The 23,200-nt window shown below is 36.2% G+C and carries 21 protein-coding genes; 12 read left to right on the top strand and 9 right to left on the bottom strand.

Features of this window, described 5'->3' with window-relative positions; translation table 11 throughout:
* The first annotated feature begins 12 nt into the window (after positions 1-12).
* Positions 13-1,800 (top strand): GEVED domain-containing protein, encoded by a 1,788-nt coding sequence (locus M2372_RS13255; protein ID WP_123320836.1) that lies wholly within the window; start codon positions 13-15, stop codon positions 1,798-1,800.
* A gap of 231 nt (positions 1,801-2,031) precedes the next feature.
* A complete protein-coding gene (locus tag M2372_RS13250; protein ID WP_123320837.1) occupies positions 2,032-2,547 on the top strand; it encodes a hypothetical protein in 516 nt (171 codons plus the stop codon).
* Positions 2,548-2,654: 107 nt separating this feature from the next.
* Here M2372_RS13250 and M2372_RS13245 read toward each other — a convergent pair whose 3' ends face one another.
* From M2372_RS13245 to truA, 3 genes are all read right to left on the bottom strand, one after another.
* Positions 2,655-4,409: an ABC transporter ATP-binding protein gene (locus M2372_RS13245; protein ID WP_115970281.1), complete on the bottom strand. Its 1,755-nt coding sequence runs from the start codon at positions 4,407-4,409 to the stop codon at positions 2,655-2,657.
* Positions 4,410-4,582: 173 nt separating this feature from the next.
* Positions 4,583-4,936, bottom strand: a complete 354-nt coding sequence (locus tag M2372_RS13240; protein WP_123320838.1) for a hypothetical protein — start codon at positions 4,934-4,936, stop codon at positions 4,583-4,585.
* Between the two features lie 23 nt (positions 4,937-4,959).
* The gene (gene truA, locus M2372_RS13235) at positions 4,960-5,691 is read right to left on the bottom strand and encodes a tRNA pseudouridine(38-40) synthase TruA (protein WP_123320839.1); all 732 of its coding nucleotides are present in this window, start codon (positions 5,689-5,691) and stop codon (positions 4,960-4,962) included.
* A gap of 107 nt (positions 5,692-5,798) precedes the next feature.
* Here truA and lpxK point away from each other — a divergent pair, with 107 nt between their 5' ends.
* The 7 genes from lpxK (at position 5,799) to M2372_RS13200 (ending at position 12,726) form a co-directional block, all read left to right on the top strand.
* A complete protein-coding gene (gene lpxK / locus M2372_RS13230; RefSeq protein ID WP_115970279.1) occupies positions 5,799-6,827 on the top strand; it encodes a tetraacyldisaccharide 4'-kinase in 1,029 nt (342 codons plus the stop codon).
* On the top strand, positions 6,808-7,623 hold the full coding sequence (locus M2372_RS13225) for a purine-nucleoside phosphorylase (protein ID WP_115970278.1): 816 nt from the start codon (positions 6,808-6,810) through the stop codon (positions 7,621-7,623). The genes lpxK and M2372_RS13225 overlap by 20 nt, the downstream gene beginning before the upstream one ends.
* A gap of 257 nt (positions 7,624-7,880) precedes the next feature.
* On the top strand, positions 7,881-8,396 hold the full coding sequence (locus M2372_RS13220) for a thioredoxin family protein (RefSeq protein ID WP_123320840.1): 516 nt from the start codon (positions 7,881-7,883) through the stop codon (positions 8,394-8,396).
* 78 nt (positions 8,397-8,474) lie between these two features.
* Positions 8,475-8,930: a GNAT family N-acetyltransferase gene (locus tag M2372_RS13215; RefSeq protein WP_123320841.1), complete on the top strand. Its 456-nt coding sequence runs from the start codon at positions 8,475-8,477 to the stop codon at positions 8,928-8,930.
* 682 nt (positions 8,931-9,612) lie between these two features.
* Positions 9,613-10,068 (top strand): GNAT family N-acetyltransferase, encoded by a 456-nt coding sequence (locus M2372_RS13210; protein WP_123320842.1) that lies wholly within the window; start codon positions 9,613-9,615, stop codon positions 10,066-10,068.
* Between the two features lie 42 nt (positions 10,069-10,110).
* The gene (dinB, locus tag M2372_RS13205; protein WP_123320843.1) at positions 10,111-11,205 is read left to right on the top strand and encodes a DNA polymerase IV; all 1,095 of its coding nucleotides are present in this window, start codon (positions 10,111-10,113) and stop codon (positions 11,203-11,205) included.
* 48 nt (positions 11,206-11,253) lie between these two features.
* Positions 11,254-12,726 (top strand): alpha-amylase, encoded by a 1,473-nt coding sequence (locus M2372_RS13200; protein ID WP_123320844.1) that lies wholly within the window; start codon positions 11,254-11,256, stop codon positions 12,724-12,726.
* 76 nt (positions 12,727-12,802) lie between these two features.
* On the opposite strand, the gene M2372_RS13195 is transcribed toward M2372_RS13200, so the two are convergent.
* The 3 genes from M2372_RS13195 to M2372_RS13185 all read right to left on the bottom strand — a co-directional run bounded on the left by M2372_RS13195 (position 12,803) and on the right by M2372_RS13185 (position 15,554).
* Positions 12,803-12,967 (bottom strand): hypothetical protein, encoded by a 165-nt coding sequence (locus M2372_RS13195; RefSeq protein WP_165852191.1) that lies wholly within the window; start codon positions 12,965-12,967, stop codon positions 12,803-12,805.
* Positions 12,968-13,105: 138 nt separating this feature from the next.
* The gene (locus tag M2372_RS13190; protein ID WP_123320845.1) at positions 13,106-14,449 is read right to left on the bottom strand and encodes a carboxylesterase family protein; all 1,344 of its coding nucleotides are present in this window, start codon (positions 14,447-14,449) and stop codon (positions 13,106-13,108) included.
* A 202-nt stretch (positions 14,450-14,651) separates the two neighbouring features.
* Positions 14,652-15,554 carry an AraC family transcriptional regulator gene (locus tag M2372_RS13185; protein WP_123320846.1) on the bottom strand — a complete coding sequence of 301 codons (903 nt, stop codon included), beginning with the start codon at positions 15,552-15,554 and terminating at the stop codon, positions 14,652-14,654.
* Positions 15,555-15,683: 129 nt separating this feature from the next.
* On the opposite strand from M2372_RS13185, the gene M2372_RS13180 reads away from it, so the two are divergent.
* Both M2372_RS13180 and M2372_RS13175 read left to right on the top strand, forming a co-directional pair.
* Entirely contained in the window at positions 15,684-16,088 is a 405-nt protein-coding gene (locus M2372_RS13180; protein ID WP_123320847.1) for a cupin domain-containing protein, read from the top strand.
* A gap of 35 nt (positions 16,089-16,123) precedes the next feature.
* Positions 16,124-17,176 (top strand): NAD(P)-dependent alcohol dehydrogenase, encoded by a 1,053-nt coding sequence (locus tag M2372_RS13175; protein WP_123320848.1) that lies wholly within the window; start codon positions 16,124-16,126, stop codon positions 17,174-17,176.
* A gap of 51 nt (positions 17,177-17,227) precedes the next feature.
* On the opposite strand, the gene M2372_RS13170 is transcribed toward M2372_RS13175, so the two are convergent.
* Positions 17,228-17,656 (bottom strand): helix-turn-helix domain-containing protein, encoded by a 429-nt coding sequence (locus M2372_RS13170; protein ID WP_123320849.1) that lies wholly within the window; start codon positions 17,654-17,656, stop codon positions 17,228-17,230.
* A 174-nt stretch (positions 17,657-17,830) separates the two neighbouring features.
* Here M2372_RS13170 and M2372_RS13165 point away from each other — a divergent pair, with 174 nt between their 5' ends.
* Positions 17,831-18,709, top strand: coding sequence for an NAD(P)H-binding protein (locus tag M2372_RS13165; protein ID WP_123320993.1), 879 nt, complete (start codon positions 17,831-17,833; stop codon positions 18,707-18,709).
* A gap of 139 nt (positions 18,710-18,848) precedes the next feature.
* On the opposite strand, the gene M2372_RS13160 is transcribed toward M2372_RS13165, so the two are convergent.
* Positions 18,849-22,586, bottom strand: coding sequence for a VPS10 domain-containing protein (locus M2372_RS13160; protein ID WP_123320850.1), 3,738 nt, complete (start codon positions 22,584-22,586; stop codon positions 18,849-18,851).
* On the bottom strand, positions 22,583-22,921 hold the full coding sequence (locus M2372_RS13155; protein WP_185018896.1) for a hypothetical protein: 339 nt from the start codon (positions 22,919-22,921) through the stop codon (positions 22,583-22,585). The genes M2372_RS13160 and M2372_RS13155 overlap by 4 nt, the downstream gene beginning before the upstream one ends.
* Positions 22,922-23,200: the final 279 nt, after the last annotated feature.

Genomic DNA, 23,200 nt, shown 5'->3' with positions numbered 1-23,200 from the left:
AAATAAATAACTTTGAAAAAACTATTATTTCTGCTTATTACAGCAACTTTATCTTCAAATTTTTATTCACAGAATGTGGAATTTTTAGAATGTGGAACTGACGAATTAATGAGAAAACATTATGCCAAGTTCCCGAACGAAAAGATCCAGGATGAAACCTTCAATCTGGAATTATCCAAAATGATAAAAACTGGAAAACTGGCTGCTAAGAATGGCCAAAACCAGATATATGAAATTCCCATCGTTGTACACGTTGTAGGTGACGGAAGCCCAATAGGAAATGTTAATAATAAGTCTGATGCAGACATTATTGCCTGGGTAAACTATACCAATGGTGTTTTTGCAGGTAGCTCATCCAGTGGAATGGCTGCTACAAGTTCAGCTTTACCTGTAAAATTCGTTTTTGCGAAGATAGATCCTAATTGCAATGCAACCAATGGAATCAATAGAATTGATGCTTCCGGACTTCCAAAATACGTAAGCGGCGGGGTAAATGATGACAATACGACGAATGCAGTACCCGCAACAGAGATTACTGCTATGGGGCAATGGGATACCAGCAAGTATTATAATATCTATGTTGTGAAAAAACTGACTTCCAACGCTGGTGGATTAAATGGTTATGCTTATTATCCAGGAGGGAGTAACGATTATTCTTTCATGGCCACGAGTGCCTCGGCAGTCAATGCACAGACTTTAGCCCACGAATTTGGTCATGCTTTAGGGTTAAGACATACCCACGAAGGCTATAACGCTACTACAGGAGATTGCCCGGTAAATACCGACTGTACCCTGAATGGAGATTTGGTATGTGATACTGAACCTATGAAAAGTCTTTATCATGCTTCTGTTCCAAGAAACTGCCAGGCCGGACAAATCAACCCATGTACAAGCCTTGTATATGCTGGTGGAGAAAGAAATGTAATGTCTTATACATTTTGCTTCAGAGACTTGTTTACCCAAGGACAAACCGATCGTGCCACAGCACAACTTCTTAAGTTCAGACAATCCTTAATCAACTCTCCGGTTACTTCAAGTATAACCCCCAATAATAATAATGTATCCCTTACCAATGCATGTACTCCAACAACAATAAGCACTCCTGGAAATTATAACATCGGAATTACTGCTGTAAAGTTTGGAAGTATCAACAATTCTTCCAACAATTACAAACAGCCAATCAATAATTTCTATGAAAATTTTACCGGAAGCTATTGCCTGGGGACCAGTAAAACCACAATTCCTAGCAACACAGCGACCACAATCACTGTTGCTCCGGGAACAAGCAACAACCACCTTATAAAAGCCTATATTGATTACAACAATGATGGCCAATTTGATGAAACTACAGAGCTTATTTTGAATCAGACAGGAGTAGCTAATGGCTCATTTGCTACCGCCTCCGTAACTCCTCCATCAAGTGCTGTATTGAATACGCCTTTAAGAATGAGAGTTATTGGTGATATAGCAGGCACTATCATCACATCATGTTATACACCAAAATATGGGCAAGTAGAAGATTATTCCGTCACCATAGTACCACAGGCCACATTGTCTGTAAACGATGTAACTTCAAAGAATAACTCATTCATCATCAAGGATGAAAATTCAGTATATGTAAAAGGGGAATCAAAAATTGCTTCATTACATATCTATGATGCATCAGGAAAGCTATTGGTAAACAGAACAGACATCAATGCTTCTGAATTTAGACTTCCTATCAATCAAAAGAGCACAGTCATCACAGTAAATGTAGTGCTAAAAGATGGAAAGGTACTGACTAAAAAATTACAATTTTAATTAAATGAAGTAAACAAAAAAGAGAGCAATTAGCTCTCTTTTTTAATAGTAATATTGAATCTTTTTTTGAAAAAATAAAAAATTGAAAAACTTTGATATTATTATTGAATATTACACTGATATTTTATGCCGCTATAAAAAGAAATAAAGACATTATATTACACCAAATAGTGATAAAATAATTTAAAACATATATCTTTGAGGCTTAAAATAAATAATAGACTAATTTCTATGAAAAAAATTATTTGTGCTTCATTTCTGGCACTACTCACCCTTTCTTGTTCTAATGATGACAATGAAAACACTGTATTGACATCACCAACAATATCTACGACTCAAAGTCAGGCAAAAGGAGTTAGAGAACCCATATCTAGTAAAAACGGAGATTTTATTAAAGTAACTGAAAATGGAAATGTATACTTTTGCATACTTTTCAGAGGAAGCTGGAGGCATGTTGCTTCAGAAATGACATGGAATGGTCTGTTTACTTCACCTAAGACTTTCAGATATACTTTTAATTCACGTATGGAAGCTACAGTCCTTACCGCAAAAGGATTTGACAGTCCATTACTTGCAGATAATGGTTTAATTCATGATGTTACAACCGGAAAAATTTATTTTAGAGAAGGTAATACCTTGAGATGGATTGTCAGCATGGAGATTTTCAATGCTTATAAATTCAGCATGGCTGCGGTTCAAAATGTTAATAACATTTCAAATTATACGATTTTATCTGACATTAATTAATAAATTATAATGGCTTAGAGTATAGTTTTTCAACTATTTTCTAAGCCATTATGTATTCCAAATATTGAACTAGAGATTTCTTAATAAATCCTATATTTCTTTATTTATTACTTCTTTTCTTCTTCAAGTTCCACTTCATGTCGAAGCTGTGCTTTGTAAAGAGTGGCATAATATCCATTTCTATCCAGAAGTTCCAGATGCTTTCCTTCTTCAACAATTTTACCGTGCTCCATCACAATGATCTTATCCGCCTTTTCAATCGTGGAAAGCCTGTGGGCAATAATGATAGAGGTTCTGTTTTTGGTAATTTTTTCCGTAGCTCGCTGAATCAATTTTTCACTCTCATGGTCAATAGAAGAAGTAGCTTCATCCAGAATTAAAATTTTAGGATCAGACAGATAAGCTCTCAGGAACGACAGCAATTGTCTTTGCCCTAAAGAGATTGAAGAGCCTCTTTCACTTACCACATAGTCATAACCACCCGGAAGTTTCTCAATAAACTGATCTACTTCAATTTCCTTAGCACCTGCTTTTATTTTTTCCAGTGTAATACTATCATCACCAAACGCCAGATTTTCAAAAATACTTCCGTGGAACAGAAAAACATCCTGCAATACCACCCCAATATGGCTTCTCAGATTATAAAGTTCATAATCTTTTAAATCCACATCATCAATAAGAATATTTCCTGAATTGATATCATACAATCTTGTGATCAAGCTGATAATTGTAGATTTTCCGGCTCCTGTAGCTCCTACAATGGCCACTGTTTCTCCGGGATTTACTTTAAAATCAATACCTTTCAATACTTCCTGCTTTTCATCATAAGCAAAATGCACTTTCTGGAATTCAATTTTACCGGCAAAGTGATCTTTTTTCACTGTTCCTGTATTGGTCATAGAATTTTCTTCATCCATTAATCCCAATACTCTTTCGGCGCCTACAATTCCTCTCTGGATATTATTGAAACGGTCTGCAATCTGTCTCAAAGGACGGATCAGCATGGATATATACTGTATAAAAGCAATGACTACTCCGGCACTGATGGTAATATATCCTCCATAAAACAGGATAAATCCTATAAATAATGATGAAATAAGTTCTACTACCGGGAAGAATAATGAGAAAATGAAAACAGTTCTCAGCAATGCTCCTTTCAGAGTAATATTGATATCATCAAATTTTTTAAACTCAGATTCCTGTCTGTTGAATACCTGGATAATCGGCATTCCTGCCAGTCTTTCCTGTACAAAAGAATTTTGTGTTGATGTCCAGTTTCTTTCATCACCAAAAGCTTTTTTAAGCCTTTTCTGGAAAAATCTTGTAATCACCACCATTAAAGGCAGAATGGCCAAGGTAATATAACTCAGATGAACGTTTGTACTGAACATCATAATCAATACAAATACAATTCTCAGAATATCTCCAAAAACCATTAGAAATCCATCCGTGTATACTGTTGCAATGGTTTCTACGTCTCCTACAGCACGGGTTACCAACTGACCGATAGGAGTTTTATCAAAAAAAGATGTTTTAAAGTAAATCAGTTTAGAGTATAATCGCTCTCTAATGTCCCGGATTACATTCTGTGAGATAAAGTTTGAAAAATAAACCAGGAAAAAGTTTAAAACCGTTTCGGCAAACACCAATCCCACAAGGATATAGATATGTTTCATCATCAAAGCTTTGTCCTGTAGCTTTGTGATGTCATTATCCACCACATTCATGGTAAGGTATGGTCTATAAGTAGAAACTATTGAGAGTATTACGGAAATTACTAAAGTAAGGATGAACCAAGAACGAAACTTCATTCCGATAAAGAACAGCCTTTTTACAATTCCCCAGGTATCTTGTTTTTTCATTATACGAATCGAAGAAAAGAATTAAAATTCTATGCAAAAATAAGACTTTATAAATTGTCAGCCCGTACAACTTTTGCAAATCGTTATAGAAAATGTAAGATACCTATCATTTACAGAATGAATATCTTTCGCAGTTACCCTCATTTTTATTGAGTATGTTGAAAGGGTTGTTTTTAATTCTGCGATTCTTCCGAACCCTTACTGATCTGTTGAATTTCTATAGAGGGCTTTTGCAGATTCTCTTGCTTATATTTTCTTTCAAGAAGCAGATAAACACCCCATACTGCAAGAAGAGAAAGTAGCCAACCTACCAGATTAGCCGCAGAAAAACCTGTATAACTTACATTATTTACAGCCTCTGGATCAGTGGAAGCTAAATAAACGCCATAAGACATTCCTAAAATAATCTGAGTTCCCAGGTAAACTCCTATAGCCAGAAGCCCCAGATGCCATTTCACTTTTCCGAATTTTTCTGCTAACCGTGCATAATACCGGTAAGCTCCAATAAGAATAAGAATTGATAACATGACTATAGTTTTTTAGTTTTTATTTAAAATTCGTACCCTACATCCACAAGATACAATCCATGGGCAGGAGCAGACGTTCCAGCAGCATTACGGTTTTTATCTTCAATGACTCTTCGGAGGTCTTCCGGTTTTAATTTTCCTGTACCGACCTCTACCATCGTTCCCACAATAGCACGAACCATATTTCTAAGAAAACGGTTGGCAGAAACAGTAAACTTCAGTTCAGCTCCATTTTGTTCCCATTTTGCAATATACATTTTGCAGATGTTCGTTTTATTATCGGTTTTTAATTTGGCAAAACTGGTAAAATCCTCATATTCAAAAAGAATCTTACATGCTTCATTCATTCTATCTATATCTAAAGACCTTTTCCAGTGCTGCCAGGCAGATTCCTGGGTGAATGGATTTTTTTCCAACGAAATATAATATTCGTAGGTTCTGTAGGTAGCGTCAAAACGGGCGTGAAAATCATTTTTCACCCTAAAAATTCTTTCAATGGAAATATCCGGTGGAAGAAAACTGTTCAGTCTTCGTGGAAGTTCATCACTCAATTCCTGCTCCGTATCAAAATGAGCAAATATTTTTTTGGCATGAACACCTGTGTCCGTTCTTCCGGCACCGGTAGTTTTAATCTCTTCTCTTAAAATGGTGGAAAGGGCTTTTTCCAGTTCTTCCTGCACGGAAATAGCGTCCGGCTGTATCTGATAGCCGAAATAATTCTTTCCGTTGTAAGAAAATTCTATAAAGTATCTCAAAGTATTATTATAACTCCACAAAAATACTTTAATTTAACAAATATTTGTTGAAAACTCTTTGAGAATATTACTCCAATGCTTATGAAAATTCCTATTTTTGCATTCGTATGAAAAGATGGTACCTTTATCCTTTTTCCCTTGCTTATCATATGGTAACGGGTATCCGAAACACAATGTATGATCTGGGGATTTTTAAATCAACGAAATTCAAAACACCGATAATCAATGTCGGAAATCTCTCCGTGGGCGGAAGCGGAAAATCACCAATGGTGATGTATCTTGCCCAGTATTTATCCAAACATTACAGAACCGGAGTTCTTTCACGAGGTTACGGAAGGCTTACCAAAGGCTATGAAGTAACGAATTATGAAAGTAACTACAAGATTGTAGGGGATGAAGCGATGCAGCTTTTTGAACGTTTTAAAAACCGTTTTGTCATTGCTGTTTCAGAAGAACGTGTTCCCGGAGCCAAAAAAGTAATCGAAGATATGGATCTTGGAGCCTTGATCCTTGATGATGCAATGCAGCACCGTGCGATCAAAGCAGGGTTCAATATTCTGATGACTGATTTTAATGATCCGTTTTTTAAAGACTATCTTCTTCCTGCCGGAGACCTTAGAGAATCCAGAGCGGGCTCAAGGAGAGCAGATATTATTATGGTCAGTAAATGCCCTGATGAACTGACGGAGGAAACCAAAAGGTATTATATTTCAAGAATCAGACCTTCTTATAACCAAAAAGTATTCTTTTCATCTATCGGTTATGATGAAAATGTTTACGGAAAAGATAAAATGCTTCCGGATAATAACCTGAACTATTACGATATTTTACTGATCACCGGAATTGCGAATCCTAAACCATTACTGGAACATCTGGCAAAATTTTCAAAAAGAGTTACCCATCTGAAATTCAGAGATCATCATAATTTCACGGATGATGATATTAAAAAAATCCTTGCGGAGTATAAAAAATTAGGAGAATATAAGCTGATATTAACCACAGAGAAAGATTATGTTCGTCTGAAAACTTTTGATTATCTTAGAGAAATTGTTTACTACTGGCCTATCAATGTCATTATTGATAAGAAGGAAGAATTCAATCAAATCATCTTAGATTATGTTAGAAAAAATTCATGAGACAGCTGATTTCATTAGAAAGATCATTCAGGAAACTCCTGATTTTGCTGTTGTTTTAGGGTCCGGACTTGGGAAACTGCAGAATGAAGTAGAACCCATCCATATTTTAGAATACAAAGATATCCCCAATTTTCCACAGACTACTGTGGTAGGACATACCGGAAAGCTTATCTATGGAATACTGGAAGGGAAAAAAGTATTGATGATGAGTGGCCGTTTTCATTATTATGAAGGGCATTCTATGGAAACTGTAACTTTTCCGATCAGAGTTTTTCATCTATTGGGAATTAAAAATCTGATTCTTTCCAATGCCTGTGGCGGCGTAAATCCTGACTACAGTATTGCAGATATCGTTATTTTAAAAGATCACATCAATATGATGCCTGAACACCCGCTTCGTGGCAAAAATATCGACGAGCTTGGACCACGATTTGTGGATATGAGCGAACCTTACAACAAAAAAATGATTGCGGTAGCCGAACAGGCTGCTGCAGAAAACAATATTAAAATCCATCAGGGAATTTACGTCGCCCTGCAAGGCCCTACTTTTGAAACTCCTGCCGAATACGGAATGATTAAAGCCATCGGTGGTGATATGGTAGGAATGAGTACCGTTCCTGAAGTAATTGTTGCCAGACACATGGGAATGGATGCATTCTGTATGTCTGTAATTACTGATCTTGGTGGGCCAGACATTGCTTTTGCTGTTTCTCATGAAGAAGTTTTAAATGCCGCAAATAAAGCAATGCCGAATGTAATTACCGTAGTGAAAGGCTTGATTAAAAATTACCAATAGGAACCTCTGTTTCAATCTCAAAAAATATTTTAAAATCTTTATTTATAGCCACGAATGCACGAATAAAATGAAAAAATTCGGGCATACGTGGCAAAAAATATTCTTTCTAAAAATTAACGTTTACTCTCTGAGAGAGTTTATCCTTCATCTATACAATATTCATAGAAATTATCAATAATATAAATTTTTCCCAATTCATCAAAAATCAATCTCAGATTGCAATGCATTGCTTAGTTTTGTGTAAATGAAATTGTAGAATGAGAAAGTTGTTATTAATTTTTATGGTAGGTCTCTTCGGACTGGGCTATGCACAAAAAATTCCTACTGCTCTTAAAACCGGATTTTCCAAAGAAGCTTTAAAACAAAAGCTGGAAGATGAGGATGGAAAAGCGATTACCATCCAGGAAATTCTGGATCAGCATAAAGGAAAAGTTTTAGTAATTGACTTTTGGGCCGGATGGTGCAGAGACTGTCTTCAGGCACTTCCAAAAGCTGAAATATTAGAAAAAAACAATCCAAACGTTGACTTTGTGTTCCTATCACTGGAAAGATCTAAAGAAGGCTTTGATAAGAGCCTTGTAAGATTCAATATGAAGGAAAAAGATAATTATTGGTTTGCTTCCGGCTGGAAAAATGATTTCAACAATTATGTGGACCTGAACTGGATCCCAAGATATATGATTATTGATCAGAAATCTGCTATTGCAAAATATTATGCTATTTCTCCTGAAGATCCTGAGATTCAGCAAACCATAGATAATCTTTTAAAATAATTTTTAAAACATCAAAACCCTGAAGTTTAAACATCCCATAAAAAACGGAATGTTTAAACTTCATTTATTTTTTATACCATGATCACAAGAGAAGCCACAGAGCAGGACTTAGAAATCCTTTTAACTTTTGAGCAGGGCATTGTTACTGCAGAAAGACCTTTTAACAGTACTTTAATTGATGGTGAAATTCATTATTATGATCTGAATGAATTCATACAATCATCAGATGCCACTTTAATTGTTGTAGAAGACCATGATGAAATTATTGCATCCGGGTATGCGCTTATTAAAAATTCAGAAAAGGATTATAATAAATTTAAAAACTATGCTTACTTAGGCTTTATGTATGTAAAGCCGGAATACAGAGGGAAAGGAATCAATAGAATAATTACTGATGAACTTATCAGCTGGGCAAAATCCAGAGATGTTTCAGAAGTGAGACTGGATGTTTACGCTGAAAATGAATCTGCTGTAAAAGCTTATGAAAAAGCAGGTTTCGAACCTCATCTTCTTACGATGAGACTGAAACCGTAATAAGGCGGGAAGATGGAGGCTGGAAGTAATCTAAGTGTTACCAACAACCAAATATCATTTTAATTACTTTTCAATCAATTGGTCATACTTTTATATCGACATTATTAACTTCCCTCTTCCAGCTTCTAGCTTCCCTTCTATAAATAATGGAATCCATATCTTCGCAATATGGATTTTTCTTTGCCACTTCGAAAAATTATTCATGTGGATATGGACGCATTTTATATTCCTCTAGAGAGTATAATAATTCCTTAAACGAAAACTCATTGCTATCAAATACCTAACATTATGGATATCAAATCAGTTGACAGCTATTAGATAAGAACTATTCACTAATTATCTACAGTAAAAGCCTTACCTATTCCTTTGATTTATCAATAAACATAAACTGTCTGAGTACATAATCTTACTTAAATATTATATTTTTGTAACATTTAAAAATAAGTCCCTTCACTTGGATATATTTCCCGTTTGTAATGTCTACATTTGCTTAATATATTACACTTATAAACGTTTATAAGTACTCTTTCATGATTTACCATCTCATATTTAAGAATAAAATACAAACCACCTGTTTTTATTCAAAAATAATCTGCTGAAATAATATTTCAATACAATATCAAGAAACTATACAGGAAAATCATCCAGATATAAAACTCTTTGAAAAATAACACAAAAAAACATGGTATTAAGGAAAGCACAAGAACAAGATTTAAAAATTCTTTTAGAATTTGAACAGGCTGTCATTTCAGCAGAAAGGCCTTTTAACAAAACTCTAATTGGAAATAAAGTTAATTATTATGATTTAAATTTTTTAATTACATCAGAAGATGCAAATCTTATAATTGCTGAAATAAATAATGAAATAGTTGCATCAGGCTATGCAATGATAAAGGAAATAGAAAGGAATTTTTATAGCTTTAAAAAATATGCTTATCTCGGTTTCATGTACGTGAAACCAGAATACAGAGGAAAAGGAATCAATCAAATGATAATCCTAGAACTTACTCAATGGGCAAAAGAAAAAAATATTTCTGAAATAAGATTAGAAGCATACAGTTCAAATCAAAAAGCAATAAGCGCCTATAAAAAATCAGGTTTCGAAACATTGGAAGTCATAATGAGATTACAGGTATAAGTAAACAATCTATGAATATACAGGAATCCATATCTTTGTGATATGGATTTTTCTTTGCCGCTTCGTAAAATTATTCACGTGGATATGGATGCATTTTATGCTTCCGTGGAGCAGCATGATAATCCTGCCCTGAGAGGAAAACCTATTGCAGTAGGCGGTCAGCACCGTGGTGTAGTGGCAGCGGCAAGCTATGAAGCCAGAAAATATGGTGTCCGTTCTGCTATGCCCAGTAAAACAGCAAAGGAGAAATGTCCGGATCTGATATTTGTTCCGCCACGTTTTACCCGGTATAAAGAAATTTCTAAAATGATCCGTGAGATCTTCTATGAATATACTGATCTTGTAGAGCCTTTGTCATTGGATGAAGCCTATCTGGATGTCACCGAAAATAAAAAAGGAATAGAATCTGCCAACCTTATCGCAAGGGAAATCCGTCAGAAAATATTTGAAAAAACAGGTTTAACAGCTTCTGCAGGAATTTCTGTCAATAAATTTTTAGCCAAAGTAGCTTCTGATATCAATAAACCTAACGGTCAGAAAACCATCCATCCTGATAAAATGGAAAAATTTCTGGAAGAATTGCCCGTGGAAAAATTCTATGGAGTTGGAAAAGTTACGGCTAACAAAATGTTCAGTTTAGGTATTTATAAAGGAAAAGATTTAAAGAAAAGATCGCTTGAAGATCTGGTAAGAATCTTTGGAAAATCAGGGCAGCATTACTACAATGTAGTTCGTGGTATTCATACTTCGGAGGTGAAGCCTCATCGGATCCAAAAAAGTGTTGCGGTAGAAAGAACTTTTTTTGAAGATCTTTTTGATGAACAGCAGATCAATGAAAAGCTGGACAGCCTTAGCCAGGAACTTCATCAGCGTTTACAGAAAAACAATATTCTCGGAAGAACTTTAACCTTAAAAATTAAGTATAAAGATTTCTCGCTTTTTACAAGAAGTATCACCCGGGAAGAATATTTTACAACTCCGGAAGAATATTTCAATACAGGAAAAAAGCTTTGGGAACTTCGCCCCTTTGATAAAGCAGTTCGTTTGCTTGGATTGTCTCTTTCTCATCTGAATACGGAAGAAAAAAAACTGGTTTCCGTTCAACTAAAAATCCCGTTTAAAGAATTCGAAAATTAAAAGATAATATTTTTTTGCTAACTTGTATTCACCAAATCAGCAAATTATATGAACTCAACAATGATTCAGTTTTTCCACTGGTACTCTGAAGGTGACGGAAAACTATGGAAAGAAGCCGAGAAAGAAGCCAAATACCTTGCTAAATTGGGAATCACTTCCGCATGGTTTCCTCCCGCCTATAAGGGAACAAATGGCGGGTATTCGGTAGGATATGATACCTACGATCTTTACGACCTTGGTGAATTTGATCAGAAAGGCACTATATCCACCAAATATGGCACTAAAAAGGAATATTTAAAAACAATCAAAGCTTTAAAAAACCAAAATATAGAGGTTATTGTAGATATTGTTCTGGGCCATAAAGCTGGGGGTGATGAACTGGAAAAGTTCAAGGTGGTAAAAGTGGATGAAAATAACAGGGAAAAGGTGATTTCAGATGTCCTGGAAATAGAATCCTATACTAAGTTTACTTTTCCCGGAAGAGGAAAAAAGTATTCTGATTTTGAATGGAACTTCACTTGTTTCAGCGGCGTAGATTATGCGGAAAACATGGAGTCTCATATTTATAAAATACAGTCTGAATATGGAGACGACTGGGAAGAAATGATCCACGATGAGAAAGGAAACTATGATTATCTGATGTGTAATGACATTGAACACAGAAATCCTTTTGTACGGGAAGAGCTCAATACATGGGCCAAATGGTATTTTGATGAAACGGATTTTGACGGGGTTCGGCTTGATGCCTTGAAGCACATTTCTTTTGACTTTTACAAGGAATGGCTTACTGTGCTCCGTTCCAATTCCGGTAAAAATATTTTTGCTGTAGGCGAATACTGGGCTCCCGGATATCTTCATCTGCTTCAAAAGTATATTGAAGTTACTGAAGGCTGCATGAGTCTTTTTGACAGTTCACTGCAGAACAATTTTCATAATGCATCCAAAGAAGGTGGCTCCTATGATCTCAGAAGAATTTTTGAAGAAACCCTTACCCAGGCAGATCCTTTACATTCAGTGAGTATTGTTGCCAATCATGACACTCAACCTTTACAGGATCTGGAAGCTCCCGTTGAATCGTGGTTTAAGCCTATTGCCTATGCTTTAATTCTATTGCGAAAAGATGGCTATCCATGTATTTTTTATCCGGATTTGTACGGTGCTCATTATATTGACAAAGACGGAGCAGGAAATGACCAGGAAATATTTATGCCGAAAGTAGATGGTATTGAAGAGCTATTGAAAGCCAGAAAAGATCATGCTTACGGTGAACAGCGGGATTATTTTGAGGACGCCAACTGCCTCGGATGGATACGCAAAGGCGATAACGAACATACAGGATGTGCCGTAGTCCTCAGTAATAAGGATGCTTACAACAAACCTATGGAAGTTGGAAAACATTATGCAGGGAAAAAGTTTAAAGATCTGTTGAAAAGATTCAAAAATAAAGTAATCATTGATGAAAATGGCTGGGGAGATTTTCCTGTACCTGCCGGAAATGTGAGTGTCTGGATTTTGGAATAAAAAACAAAGGCACACATAATAAAGATGTTTCTGCTCATGTATGCCTAAAGACTTTTTTTAAACTCTATAATTTTGTTTAGCAATAAATAAATTTACAGCTTTTGAAGTCTCTTGCCCATTCACAGCAATCTCCCTCTTCCGTCATTGTACAGCATACTTTGTCAATTATGACTCCGCCATCTACATTTTTCAATTGTCTTCGATCCAGTTTTCTCATGTTCTGAAAAAGTTTTGTTTTCATAAGGTTATATTTTAAAAATTTGTTTCATAAATATAATAAAACCCCACCACAACCAACTACAAAACAATGAAATAAGATTAAAATACAACAACAAAAGAATATTAAAATAAAAAAAAAATTAACAACTCCAGTCAGTATCTAAGATTTTATTTTTCCCATTGTTAGAATTTCCGGTCGCTCAGATTGATCAGAAATTTTTCCAGTTCTGGCAAATTCTGCCCAAAGAGCTCTTAGTTTCTTACCATTTTCATGAATACGTTCCCAGGGAATATCTTTCAGCATTTCTGAAGACTTCCATGCAGATTCGTTACCAAAGATCAAAGGAAGATCAATACAATGTGGCGCTCCGATATGATTGTCTTTTAATTTGGAATGTATTCTGAAGAGATAGACATTTCCACCGCCTTTAGCATAGTTATCCGCAAATTGCCGGGCTGGAGCTCCGTAAATAATATCTGTTGTCTTTTCAACTGTTTTATCCATAAGCTTTAACCCAAATCCTTTTCCAAAATATTTATTTAAAGCTTCTGAGGTTTTGAGATAAAATGCGGTTTCATCATTATTCAAGCCAATCAACATATCATATTTCGTTGCATTTTCACGCCATTTTTCAACGGATTCTTCTTCTTTACATAAAGGTGAAAATCCATACTGAATACCAAAAGGCATTGCCGCTTTCAAACCATATTTTATAACAGAAGGGACAAATTTTCCATACTCTTCCATCATTTTATAAACATCCACCTCATCTTTAACTTCTTCTGTTTTCTTTAAAAATTCTGCAGACATTTTCTGTCTTTTATGGCGCAATCCCAATGGAGCACTCTGAATAATGACCCGATGAAATAAATCATCAACTCCTTCTGAAATCATTAAGTGAGCTATTGCATCTCCTCCGGAAGACTGACCAAGTAAGGTTATATTTTCGGGATCTCCGCCAAAATCTACAATATAGGTCTTGATCCATTTCAACGCTTCAATTATGTCCAGTAATCCTAAATTAGGTGGTCTTTTTTCATCGCCACCTAAAAACCCAAAGAGTCCCAAACGATAAGAAACTGTAACCACAATAATATTCTGCTCTTTTACCCATTCTGCCGGATCAGCAGTTGGAAGATCTCCACATCCGATTTCGTGGGAACCACCGTGGATCCAGACAACAATGGGAAGTTTTTCATTTTCAAAAAAGTTTTTTGGTCGGGCTATGGAAAGATATTGGGTAGATTCTTCCGGTTCAAATTCTTCAACAGGCGTTGCTCCAATCATTTTTTCCACAAGCGGACTTAATTTTTGTGGACAAACCGGAGTTTTATCCTCGAGTCTGCTATCATAGATAAAATGTTCAACCGGAACTGGCTTTTGAAATCTTTCTGAACGGGCATAGCGAATGCTCTTAGCTCTTATTATTCCTTCTTCCTTAAATCCTGTAATAATTCCAAACCGAGTATTGAACACATGAGTTTCTTTATTCTGTGGTTTCATTTTGAAATGGTGAAAACTTTTACCATTAAAGATAATGCTGTTTCTTGAGAATAGAAAATTTAAGTTGCTTTTTAACCCCAGATAACAATAATAAAAAAACAAATTTTTATTATGATATTCGTGCATTAGGGGCTATCTATTTTTGCCGCTAATACACGAATTATTTTATCAGACTGAATACTATTTCTGATCTATATTTATATCAATTCAGGATTTTGTATTCGCTTGGGGAAATTCCGACTTTAGTTTTAAAAAGCCTTGTGAAATGCTGTGGATATTTAAAACCGAGATCATAGGAAATTTCGCTGATTGATTTTCCCTGATCCATGATCTGTTCTTTGGCAATCTCTATGAGTTTATTGTGAATCAATTCCTGTGGGGAAATTCCCAATTCTTTTTTGATAAGGTCTCCGAAGTAATTTGCTGAAAGATTCAGTTTTTCTGCAAAGTAATTCACCATAGGAAAACCTATATTTTTAGGATTATCTGATTTTAAATAATCATCAACAAGGTTTTCAAATTTTCCGATCACTCCCTGATTGATGTGATCTCTGGTCATAAACTGCCGGTCGTAGAAACGCATACAGTAATTTAGGAACAGCTCAATATTATTTACAATTAATGACTTGCTGTGTTTATCAATTGACTGCCCAAGTTCATGTTTTATATTTTTAAAACAGTCCAGAATAATCTCTCTTTCTTTTTCCGAAAGGTGTAATGCTTCATGTACATCATAGGAAAAGAAATTATAGTCTTTTATATTTTTCCCAAGATGGGTTCCTTTTAAAAGATCCGGATGAAAAATCAATGCAAAACCTGCCGGCTGCACAGATCTTCCTTTATTATAAATTCCATAGGTTTGTCCTGGCGCAATGAAAACCAGTGTTCCCTCCTGATAATCATAACTATGTTTTCCATACTGCATATCTCCACACATCACATCTTTCAGGAAAACGGTATAAAAACCAAATTTTCTTCTGTATTGACAAATGGGATCTGATTTAGAAAAATCTATCACACTTACCAACGGATGCAATGTTTCATGATGGGCCATTTTATTATATTCTGAAACACTGTTATAGATTTCAACCTCCTGATTTTCCATGAAGTATTTTTTTTACAATTCAAAATTACCAATTTTCGACATAACAGATGCCTTGTCTGTAAAATTGGTAAGTAATCCGGTAATCTGTATAAGTTGGATTTCCCGGAAAGTTTCGAATTTTGTACCGTTATGGAAACTTTTAATACAAACATTTTTCCGAGAGGGGAAAAAGCTCCATCAGATTATTTTTCAGGAGGTACAGCCTGGGTTCAGATCCTGAAGCCTAATGAAGATCAACTGAACTGTCAGATCGGAAATGTAATCTTTGAACCCAAATGCAGAAATAACTGGCATTCTCATGGAGGCGGACAAATTTTAATTGTAACTTCAGGAACGGGTTATTATCAGGAAAAAGGAAAACCAGCACGGATCTTACATCCCGGAGATATCATAAATATATTACCGAATGTAATCCATTGGCATGGGGCAGCTCCCGACAGTGAATTCACGCACATCGCCATCAATCCCAACACGCAGAACGGGATTGTAGAATGGCTGGATCCTGTAACGGATGAGGAGTATAATAATTTATAACACAACTTATTAATTTAATTAAAATAATAATAAAAATGAGCACATTTACAGTAAAGGCTTATGGGGCAGAGTCCACTACAGCAGACCTGAAAGAAATGAATATTGAAAGAAGAGAGGTTACTTCCCAAGATGTAGAAATTGAAATTCTATATTGTGGTGTATGCCATTCGGATCTTCATACAGCAAGAAACGATTGGGGCGGAACCCTCTACCCTGCTGTTCCCGGACATGAAATTGTAGGAAGAATTACGAAGGTAGGAAGTGAGGTATCGAAATTTAAAGTAGGTGATCTTGCAGGAGTAGGATGCATCGTAGATTCTTGTGGGCATTGCAACAGCTGCCAGCATGATCTTGAACAGTATTGTGAAAATGGATTCACCGGAACTTATAATGGAAAAGACAAGCATTTGGGAGGTCATACTTTAGGTGGTTATTCTCAAAAAGTAGTGGTAGATTCTGAGCATGTTTTAAAGGTGCCTGAAAATCTTGATCCTGCTGCTGTAGCTCCTCTTCTTTGCGCTGGAATTACAACCTGGTCGCCTTTGAGACACTGGAATGTAGGTCCGGATTCTAAAGTAGCTGTTGTAGGATTGGGTGGACTGGGACATATGGCAATTAAACTTGCAAAAGGTTTAGGTGCTGAAGTGACTTTATTTTCAAGAACTCCGGGAAAAACTGAGGATGCAAAGCAACTAGGAGCTGACCATGTTATTATTTCTACGGATGAAGAACAAATGAACTCAGTGAAAGGAAAGTTTGATGTGATTATTGACACTGTTCCTTATGTACACGATGTAAACCCTTATGTAACGACTTTAAATATTAGCGGAACTCATGTTCTTGTAGGATATTTAGGAGGCCTTGAACCTATTCTGAATACAGTTCCTTTAATTTTGGGAAGAAAATCTGTCGCAGGATCTGTGATCGGAGGTATTGCTGAAACTCAGGAATTACTGGATTTCTGCGGGGAACATAATATTGTTTCAGAAATTGAAATGATCAAAATGCAGGAGATCAATGCAGCCTATGAAAGAATGCTGAAAAGTGATGTGAGATACCGTTTTGTGATCGATATGCAGTCTTTGTAATTCTTTCTGTCAGATATAGTAAAAAAAGGTATTCGAATGGAATACCTTTTTTTATTGTTTTAAATTGTTACTAAAGACATTTTGATTTTTATCAACTTTATATCTGTTTTCTTCAACACATTTATGATCATGTCTTTCCATATCCTGAAACGCCCATTCTGCCATGGCATCAATAACTGGGGCCAGTTCATTTCCAGCCTCACTCAATTTATAAGTAACATGTGGTGGAACAACAGGTTTTGCCGTTCTTATGATCAAGCCATCCGCTTCAAGTTGCTTCAGATGCTGAATCAACATTTTTTCTGTAACAGCAGGAATAGCTTTCTTCAGCTCGCTATACCTTTTTTCTCCTGTGGAAAGGTTGAACAGGATAATAGGTTTCCAAAAACCTCCAATCCTCTCCATAACATACATTACAGGACAATCCTGTGTTATTTTCCTGTTTTCCTGAATGGTTGAACTTTCTTTGATTGCTGTCATAGTTACACACTTTAGGGTAAGTACTTGTATAAAAGTAAGTACAAATATAACTTTGTCTCAGGAAATAAAAAAATATTTATGATGAAATCGCAACAGTTTGCTAAATTCACACAAAACAATCAATACTAAGTGTTTACATCTAACTATCACAATAAAAACAATAAAAATTTACATATGAAAATTATCATCACAGGATCATTAGGAAATGTTGCTAAACCTTTGACAAAGCAACTGATAGAACAAGGACATGACATTACTGTTATCAGCAGCAATGAAGCAAGAAAACATGATATTGAATCTTTAGGCGCAAAACCTGCTATCGGATCTATTACAGATGTTGAGTTCTTAACACAGACATTTAGCGGGGCAGATTCAGTATTTGTGATGACTCCACCCGCCATAAGTGCTGGCAATATTGTTCAGAATACCATCAATGCCGGAAAGAAGTATGCAGAAGCTATAAAAAATGCCGGAGTAAAAAGAGCCGTAATGCTAAGCAGTGTCGGAGCGGGATCTCCTGTAGAAAACGGGCCTATCAAAGGGCTTCATCATATTGAGAAACTTTATAATGAAGTTGAGAACACTTCATTTACATTTTTAAGAGCAGGTTATTTTTACACTAATTTCTTTAATGATATTCCCTTGATTAAAAATGCAGGAATTATTGGAGGAAATTATCCTGAAAATACAGAAATACCCGTGGTACATCCAGCAGATATTGCCAAAGCAGCGGCAGAGGAATTGGTGAAAAATGAGACTGGCAAAAATATCAGATATATTGTAAGTGATTCCCGAAAAGCTTCTGATTTTGCTAAAATATTAGGAGCAGCAGTTGAAAAACCAGAACTTCCTTGGGTGGAATTTTCAGATGAGGATTCTTTAGGCGGAATGCTTCAGGCTGGTTTACCGCAAGACATGGCCGAACTATACGTTGAAATGGGATTGGGAATGAAAACAGGAACCGTACAAAAGGATTTTATTGAACACAATTCTCCTGTTACCGGAAGTATTAAATTGGAGGAGTTTGCTAAAGAGTTTGCTTCTCAGTTTTAGACAGGAAAAGAAAAACCAGAGTTTTATTATTGATAAAATTGTCAGAAAACAAAATACTCTCCAGATTGGAGAGTATTTTTACTTTGTTAATAAGAGGCAAACTTCAAAAGTCTGCCTGTATAAAAAATAAGGGTAATAATTAGTTTTTAATTAATTTCAGGGCTTTATTCTCTGTACCTGTTTTTACAAGTATCAGATAAAGTCCTTTTAGAAGCGCTTTTACATTCATATCAATTTTTGGCCCTTTCTGTTTTTTCAGAGACATTACCTGTCTGCCTGCAGCATCATATACATAAATATCTACATCACCTTTATTATTTACAGGAAGCATAATTGCTGTAATATCATCTGCAGGATTAGGGGCAAGCCTGATCCCTTCTTCTGATTTCACCGTGTTATCTTTTACTCCAAGAGTAGAAGTAGGAATTATAGATTTGATCAGCCAGCCATAAGATGTTGTGCCTGGGTCACTGGTCATACGAAGTCTCACGGCAATTTCATCACCGGGAGTAAATCCTGATAAACTTAAAGAGCTATTTTGAAATAATGTTTCATTCACATTAGCTGCTGAAAGAGGAGTTCCTCCATTTGTCCAGTTACTAAAGGATGCTTCATCATACACCCCCATTGTTGTCCAATTCACAAGATCTTTAGATCCTTCCACATAGGCAAAGTCATATCCTGCTTCCGTAAGTGCCATGTGTCTCATTGTCATTGCAGAAGTAGGTCCTACAATCACAGGAGTTCTCATGTAGGTCTGATAATTGGTATTATTTGCATAGGGATGACCTACATTATTCAATACATTATAAGTAAATTTATTAGACACATTATCTACCACAAATTTACCTGCCCCGATATATACATCGCTGGTGGTAAATGCAGGAGTATTAATAGCTGATGATCCACTGTTAAAGCTGATGATCTCTACAGGTTTTATGTCTTTAATGGTTTCCTTAGTTCCATTAGCATATACTCCTAAGACTGAAATAGTATGCATTCCTTCTGCCAGACTTGATGTGGTGGTGAATGTGTAATCTGTATTCGCCTGGGTACTGGAAATTGTTGACACATAGGCATTATCTACGAAAACCTTAAGACTTGTAATCTGTGGATTATCATAATTAAATACTGCTTTTGCTTTTGTATCGTGAATTGCTACCTGGCTGGCACTCTTGATAAGGGGGCGTTCTACATATTCAGGAAGTGTATAAGTAGCCAGCTCAGGAATAGTTGCAGTCCAGACTCCTCTGCCATGGGTTGCAAGCACCACCTGATCATTCACAATTTTCATCTGCCAGATAGAGACGGGTGGCATAGTGGTTACCAAAGACCAGGTTGCCCCGCTATCTACCGTTTCAAATATTCCTATATCTGTTCCTGCCCAAAGAATCCTGTCATCAAATGGCATTTCAATTAAGCTATGTACCGGAACATTTGGAAAACCTGTAGACGTAGATCCTGTACTGTATCCTGAAATATCCGTCCATGTTGCTCCAAAGTCATTTGTCTTTACTACTTTAGGCTGATTGGATACAGAAAACAGCACATATGCTCTTGCTTCATTGGTACTGGAAGCAGAAATCCCGCTTATGTTATAAGTGCCTGTTGTCGGCATACTCCCTGTTGTTTTTGTGAAACTCAGTCCGTTATCTTTTGATACATTGATCTTGGACGTGGTCCCTGTACCTCCGGAAACCTGAGCTCCGGCCCATACTACATCGGGGTTTGCAACTGATACTTTAACGGTTGCAGCTGAGTTACTTCCAGCCCAACTTCCATTGTTTGCAGATGTAAAGCTGGTGAGTCCCCATGTCCTTCCAAAATCCAAAGACCTCCAGACTCCGCTTGACGAAACAGTAAATACAACATCAGGATTATTATTTGCATTAGCTAACTTCGAATAAAATGGGGATTTAGCGCTTCCATTATCCGGATTAGTTGCTGAGAAAATACTATTCATGCTGACTCCCTGTTCTGACCTCCTAAAGTTATTATACTGCGATCCGAATAACAACTCATTAGTTTTTTTATAGTTCCATAAGACCTCAAAACCGTCTCCACCATATAATGACAAATAATTTGAGGTACTGGAAGCAGGAGCTGTAAGGGTAGCTGATGATCCATTATCCTGGGCACCTGCAACGTAAGCATCGGCTCCGTTCTTTTTGTCCGCGCCATAGAACTGCGTTGTATTTAACCCTATAACAGGGGCAGACCAATCCCCTTGAGTTTCCCCTGGATTTATTTTATATTGGGTAGAGTACACTCCTCCATCATTGGTTAACAACAATCTAAACTTAGTTGAATCATTGGGGTTGATCTGGCAGACAATACCATGTTGATCCGGATGTACTGAAGTATTAAGGTAGCTGCTATTATAACCACTGGCAATGGAAAGTACATTATATGAATTATCGGTGGTATCTACAGTAACTTTTGCAACTGAAACTCCGCCTATGTAAATAATATTTTCATTAAACGGGTGTGCTGCAACAGCATTATCATACCAGCCCTGTGTTCCCAGAATATCTTTACTGTTTCCTGACTTATAAGTTAGCTCCTGAAAACTACCTCCTGCATCAGATGACATATATATCGATCCATTCTCACAGCTCAGGTAAATTTTGTTCTGATTAACCGGGGATACTGTGATCTCCATTCTTTTAACGGATTTACTGAGAGCAAGGGGATCAAATACTTTTGTCCAGGTGGCCCCTCCATCAGTAGATTTAAGAACACCCAAAGTATTAACACAAGCATATATGGCACTAAAATCACTATTTGCGACAATATGCTGAGCGTTGCTATAGGTTGTTGTTCCTACAGTTGATCCTGTAAATGTCTGAGTCCAGGTAGTTCCTCCATCCTGAGTCATATAGATTCCTTTTGAAGTACCTACCAATAGATGGTTAGGATCCACAGGGTTTATCAGTAACCTTCCAACATCTCCAAAAGCAGCAGTATTGAGTAAGCGTGTCCAATGTTCTCCTGCATCTGTAGATTTGATCAGCCCAGCACCGGTTATTCTATCCAGATTACCAAATGGTTCTCCTGTTCCGGCGTAAACAATGTCTGGATTTTGAGGAGAGATAGCAAGCGTAGAAGTGGCCAGGTTAGGAACAGCAAAATCAGTGGTGTTTCTCCAGGTTGTCCCTGCATTTTCAGTGATCCAGACTCCGCCACCTACAGATCCTACATACCATTTATTAGGGTTCTGAGGAGCAATCACCAAACTCCTGTCTCTTCCCGGAATATTATTAGGTGCTCTTTCAGTAAATACAACATTATTAACAGAATAAACACCATTTTTTGAAGCAACAGAAGACTTTTGCTGCGCTTTCTTAAGTGTAGGACTGTTAAGAGCTTTATTATACTCTTTCAGTAGGTTTCCATCTTCATAAAGCATGGTATTAATCCCGACAGGCATGGTAATATGGCGTCTGTACTCTGCCATCTCTTCAATTCCTTTCCTTTCTTTGATTCCGGATTTTTCTTCTCTTAATTTCTTATCAGCACGATGTCCCATCACCATTTCTCCGGGTTTTACCATACTCATCAGTAATTCTTTTCTAAGCTGAATTTCCGCTGATCCGTCACCAAAGCTTTCAAATACCTTATTAAACTTTGGATCATTATAGGCAAGTGTCTTGTTCAGGCTTTGTTCTTTTTGTCCCTGAGCCAAGACTTTTTTATCAGCCGGAATTTTAATTTGATCCTGTTCCTCTGATTTTTTTTCTTGTTTTTTTACCATTCTGTCAACATTTGATGACCGCTGGCGGCTGGTGTCTGTCTGTGTATTGAAATGCTGGCAGGCATTCAATAAAAAAACAGCGCTTATTACCATTACTCCATTTCTGACATAGTTTTGTTTCATTCTGTGGTTTTTTTTATGGGTATTAAAATATGATCATCATCGTTTTTTTCATCCTCTCCGGTCTGTGCTTTTATCACTTCCCGGTAAGGGATTATTACAAGAACATTGTCTGGCCTCCAGTAAATAGTATCTGCAAGAATCTTTGTTTTTTCTTTTTTGAGAATACTGGTCTTCGTTTCTGTGACATAATAGCTGAGCCACTTGACCGGACTGAAAGAATTTTCTTCGTATTTATAAAATAGAGTAAATTGATGATCAGGACTTAATTTCCTAGAATATTTACCCTCCATGTCTTTATCCGGATAACTTGGTTTGGCAGCAGGTTGACAGCTCATCAGAAACAATATTATTACACTAATCAATGTTTTCATACTATTCAAAATAATTCACTTTTAAAGGTATAAAAATAACAATACGAAATTGATAAAAAAACCAAATAAAAACACATTAGTCAGTTAATTTATATTTGTTTTATTTAATAATTACACAACAAAAAAGCATAATCTTTATCCCCTATATAGTTTCGGGGGGGGGGGGGGGGGGGGGGGGAATACAAAAAAAAAAAAAAAAAAAAAAAAATATATTTTTTTGTGTTATATTTAAAAGAGTTTTAT

The sequence above is a fragment of the Chryseobacterium sp. BIGb0232 genome (assembly GCF_024810195.1).
Classification (GTDB): Bacteria; Bacteroidota; Bacteroidia; order Flavobacteriales; family Weeksellaceae; genus Chryseobacterium; species Chryseobacterium pennae.
Note: the sequence above shows the minus strand (reverse complement) of the source record. Positions and strands in the feature narration are given on the sequence as shown.

Coding starts and splice junctions, on each gene's coding strand:
- M2372_RS13170 (WP_123320849.1), bottom strand. CDS start 17,656: ATGACAGCAATCAAAGAAAGTTCAACCATTCAGGAAAACAGGAAAATA.
- lpxK (WP_115970279.1), top strand. CDS start 5,799: ATGAAAAGATGGTACCTTTATCCTTTTTCCCTTGCTTATCATATGGTA.
- M2372_RS13160 (WP_123320850.1), bottom strand. CDS start 22,586: ATGAAACAAAACTATGTCAGAAATGGAGTAATGGTAATAAGCGCTGTT.
- M2372_RS13240 (WP_123320838.1), bottom strand. CDS start 4,936: ATGTTATCAATTCTTATTCTTATTGGAGCTTACCGGTATTATGCACGG.
- M2372_RS13165 (WP_123320993.1), top strand. CDS start 17,831: ATGAAAATTATCATCACAGGATCATTAGGAAATGTTGCTAAACCTTTG.
- M2372_RS13245 (WP_115970281.1), bottom strand. CDS start 4,409: ATGAAAAAACAAGATACCTGGGGAATTGTAAAAAGGCTGTTCTTTATC.
- M2372_RS13220 (WP_123320840.1), top strand. CDS start 7,881: ATGAGAAAGTTGTTATTAATTTTTATGGTAGGTCTCTTCGGACTGGGC.
- M2372_RS13225 (WP_115970278.1), top strand. CDS start 6,808: ATGTTAGAAAAAATTCATGAGACAGCTGATTTCATTAGAAAGATCATT.
- M2372_RS13195 (WP_165852191.1), bottom strand. CDS start 12,967: ATGAAAACAAAACTTTTTCAGAACATGAGAAAACTGGATCGAAGACAA.
- M2372_RS13185 (WP_123320846.1), bottom strand. CDS start 15,554: ATGGAAAATCAGGAGGTTGAAATCTATAACAGTGTTTCAGAATATAAT.
- M2372_RS13210 (WP_123320842.1), top strand. CDS start 9,613: ATGGTATTAAGGAAAGCACAAGAACAAGATTTAAAAATTCTTTTAGAA.
- M2372_RS13155 (WP_185018896.1), bottom strand. CDS start 22,921: ATGAGCTGTCAACCTGCTGCCAAACCAAGTTATCCGGATAAAGACATG.
- dinB (WP_123320843.1), top strand. CDS start 10,111: ATGGATTTTTCTTTGCCGCTTCGTAAAATTATTCACGTGGATATGGAT.
- M2372_RS13190 (WP_123320845.1), bottom strand. CDS start 14,449: ATGAAACCACAGAATAAAGAAACTCATGTGTTCAATACTCGGTTTGGA.
- M2372_RS13180 (WP_123320847.1), top strand. CDS start 15,684: ATGGAAACTTTTAATACAAACATTTTTCCGAGAGGGGAAAAAGCTCCA.
- M2372_RS13250 (WP_123320837.1), top strand. CDS start 2,032: ATGAAAAAAATTATTTGTGCTTCATTTCTGGCACTACTCACCCTTTCT.
- M2372_RS13215 (WP_123320841.1), top strand. CDS start 8,475: ATGATCACAAGAGAAGCCACAGAGCAGGACTTAGAAATCCTTTTAACT.
- M2372_RS13175 (WP_123320848.1), top strand. CDS start 16,124: ATGAGCACATTTACAGTAAAGGCTTATGGGGCAGAGTCCACTACAGCA.
- M2372_RS13200 (WP_123320844.1), top strand. CDS start 11,254: ATGAACTCAACAATGATTCAGTTTTTCCACTGGTACTCTGAAGGTGAC.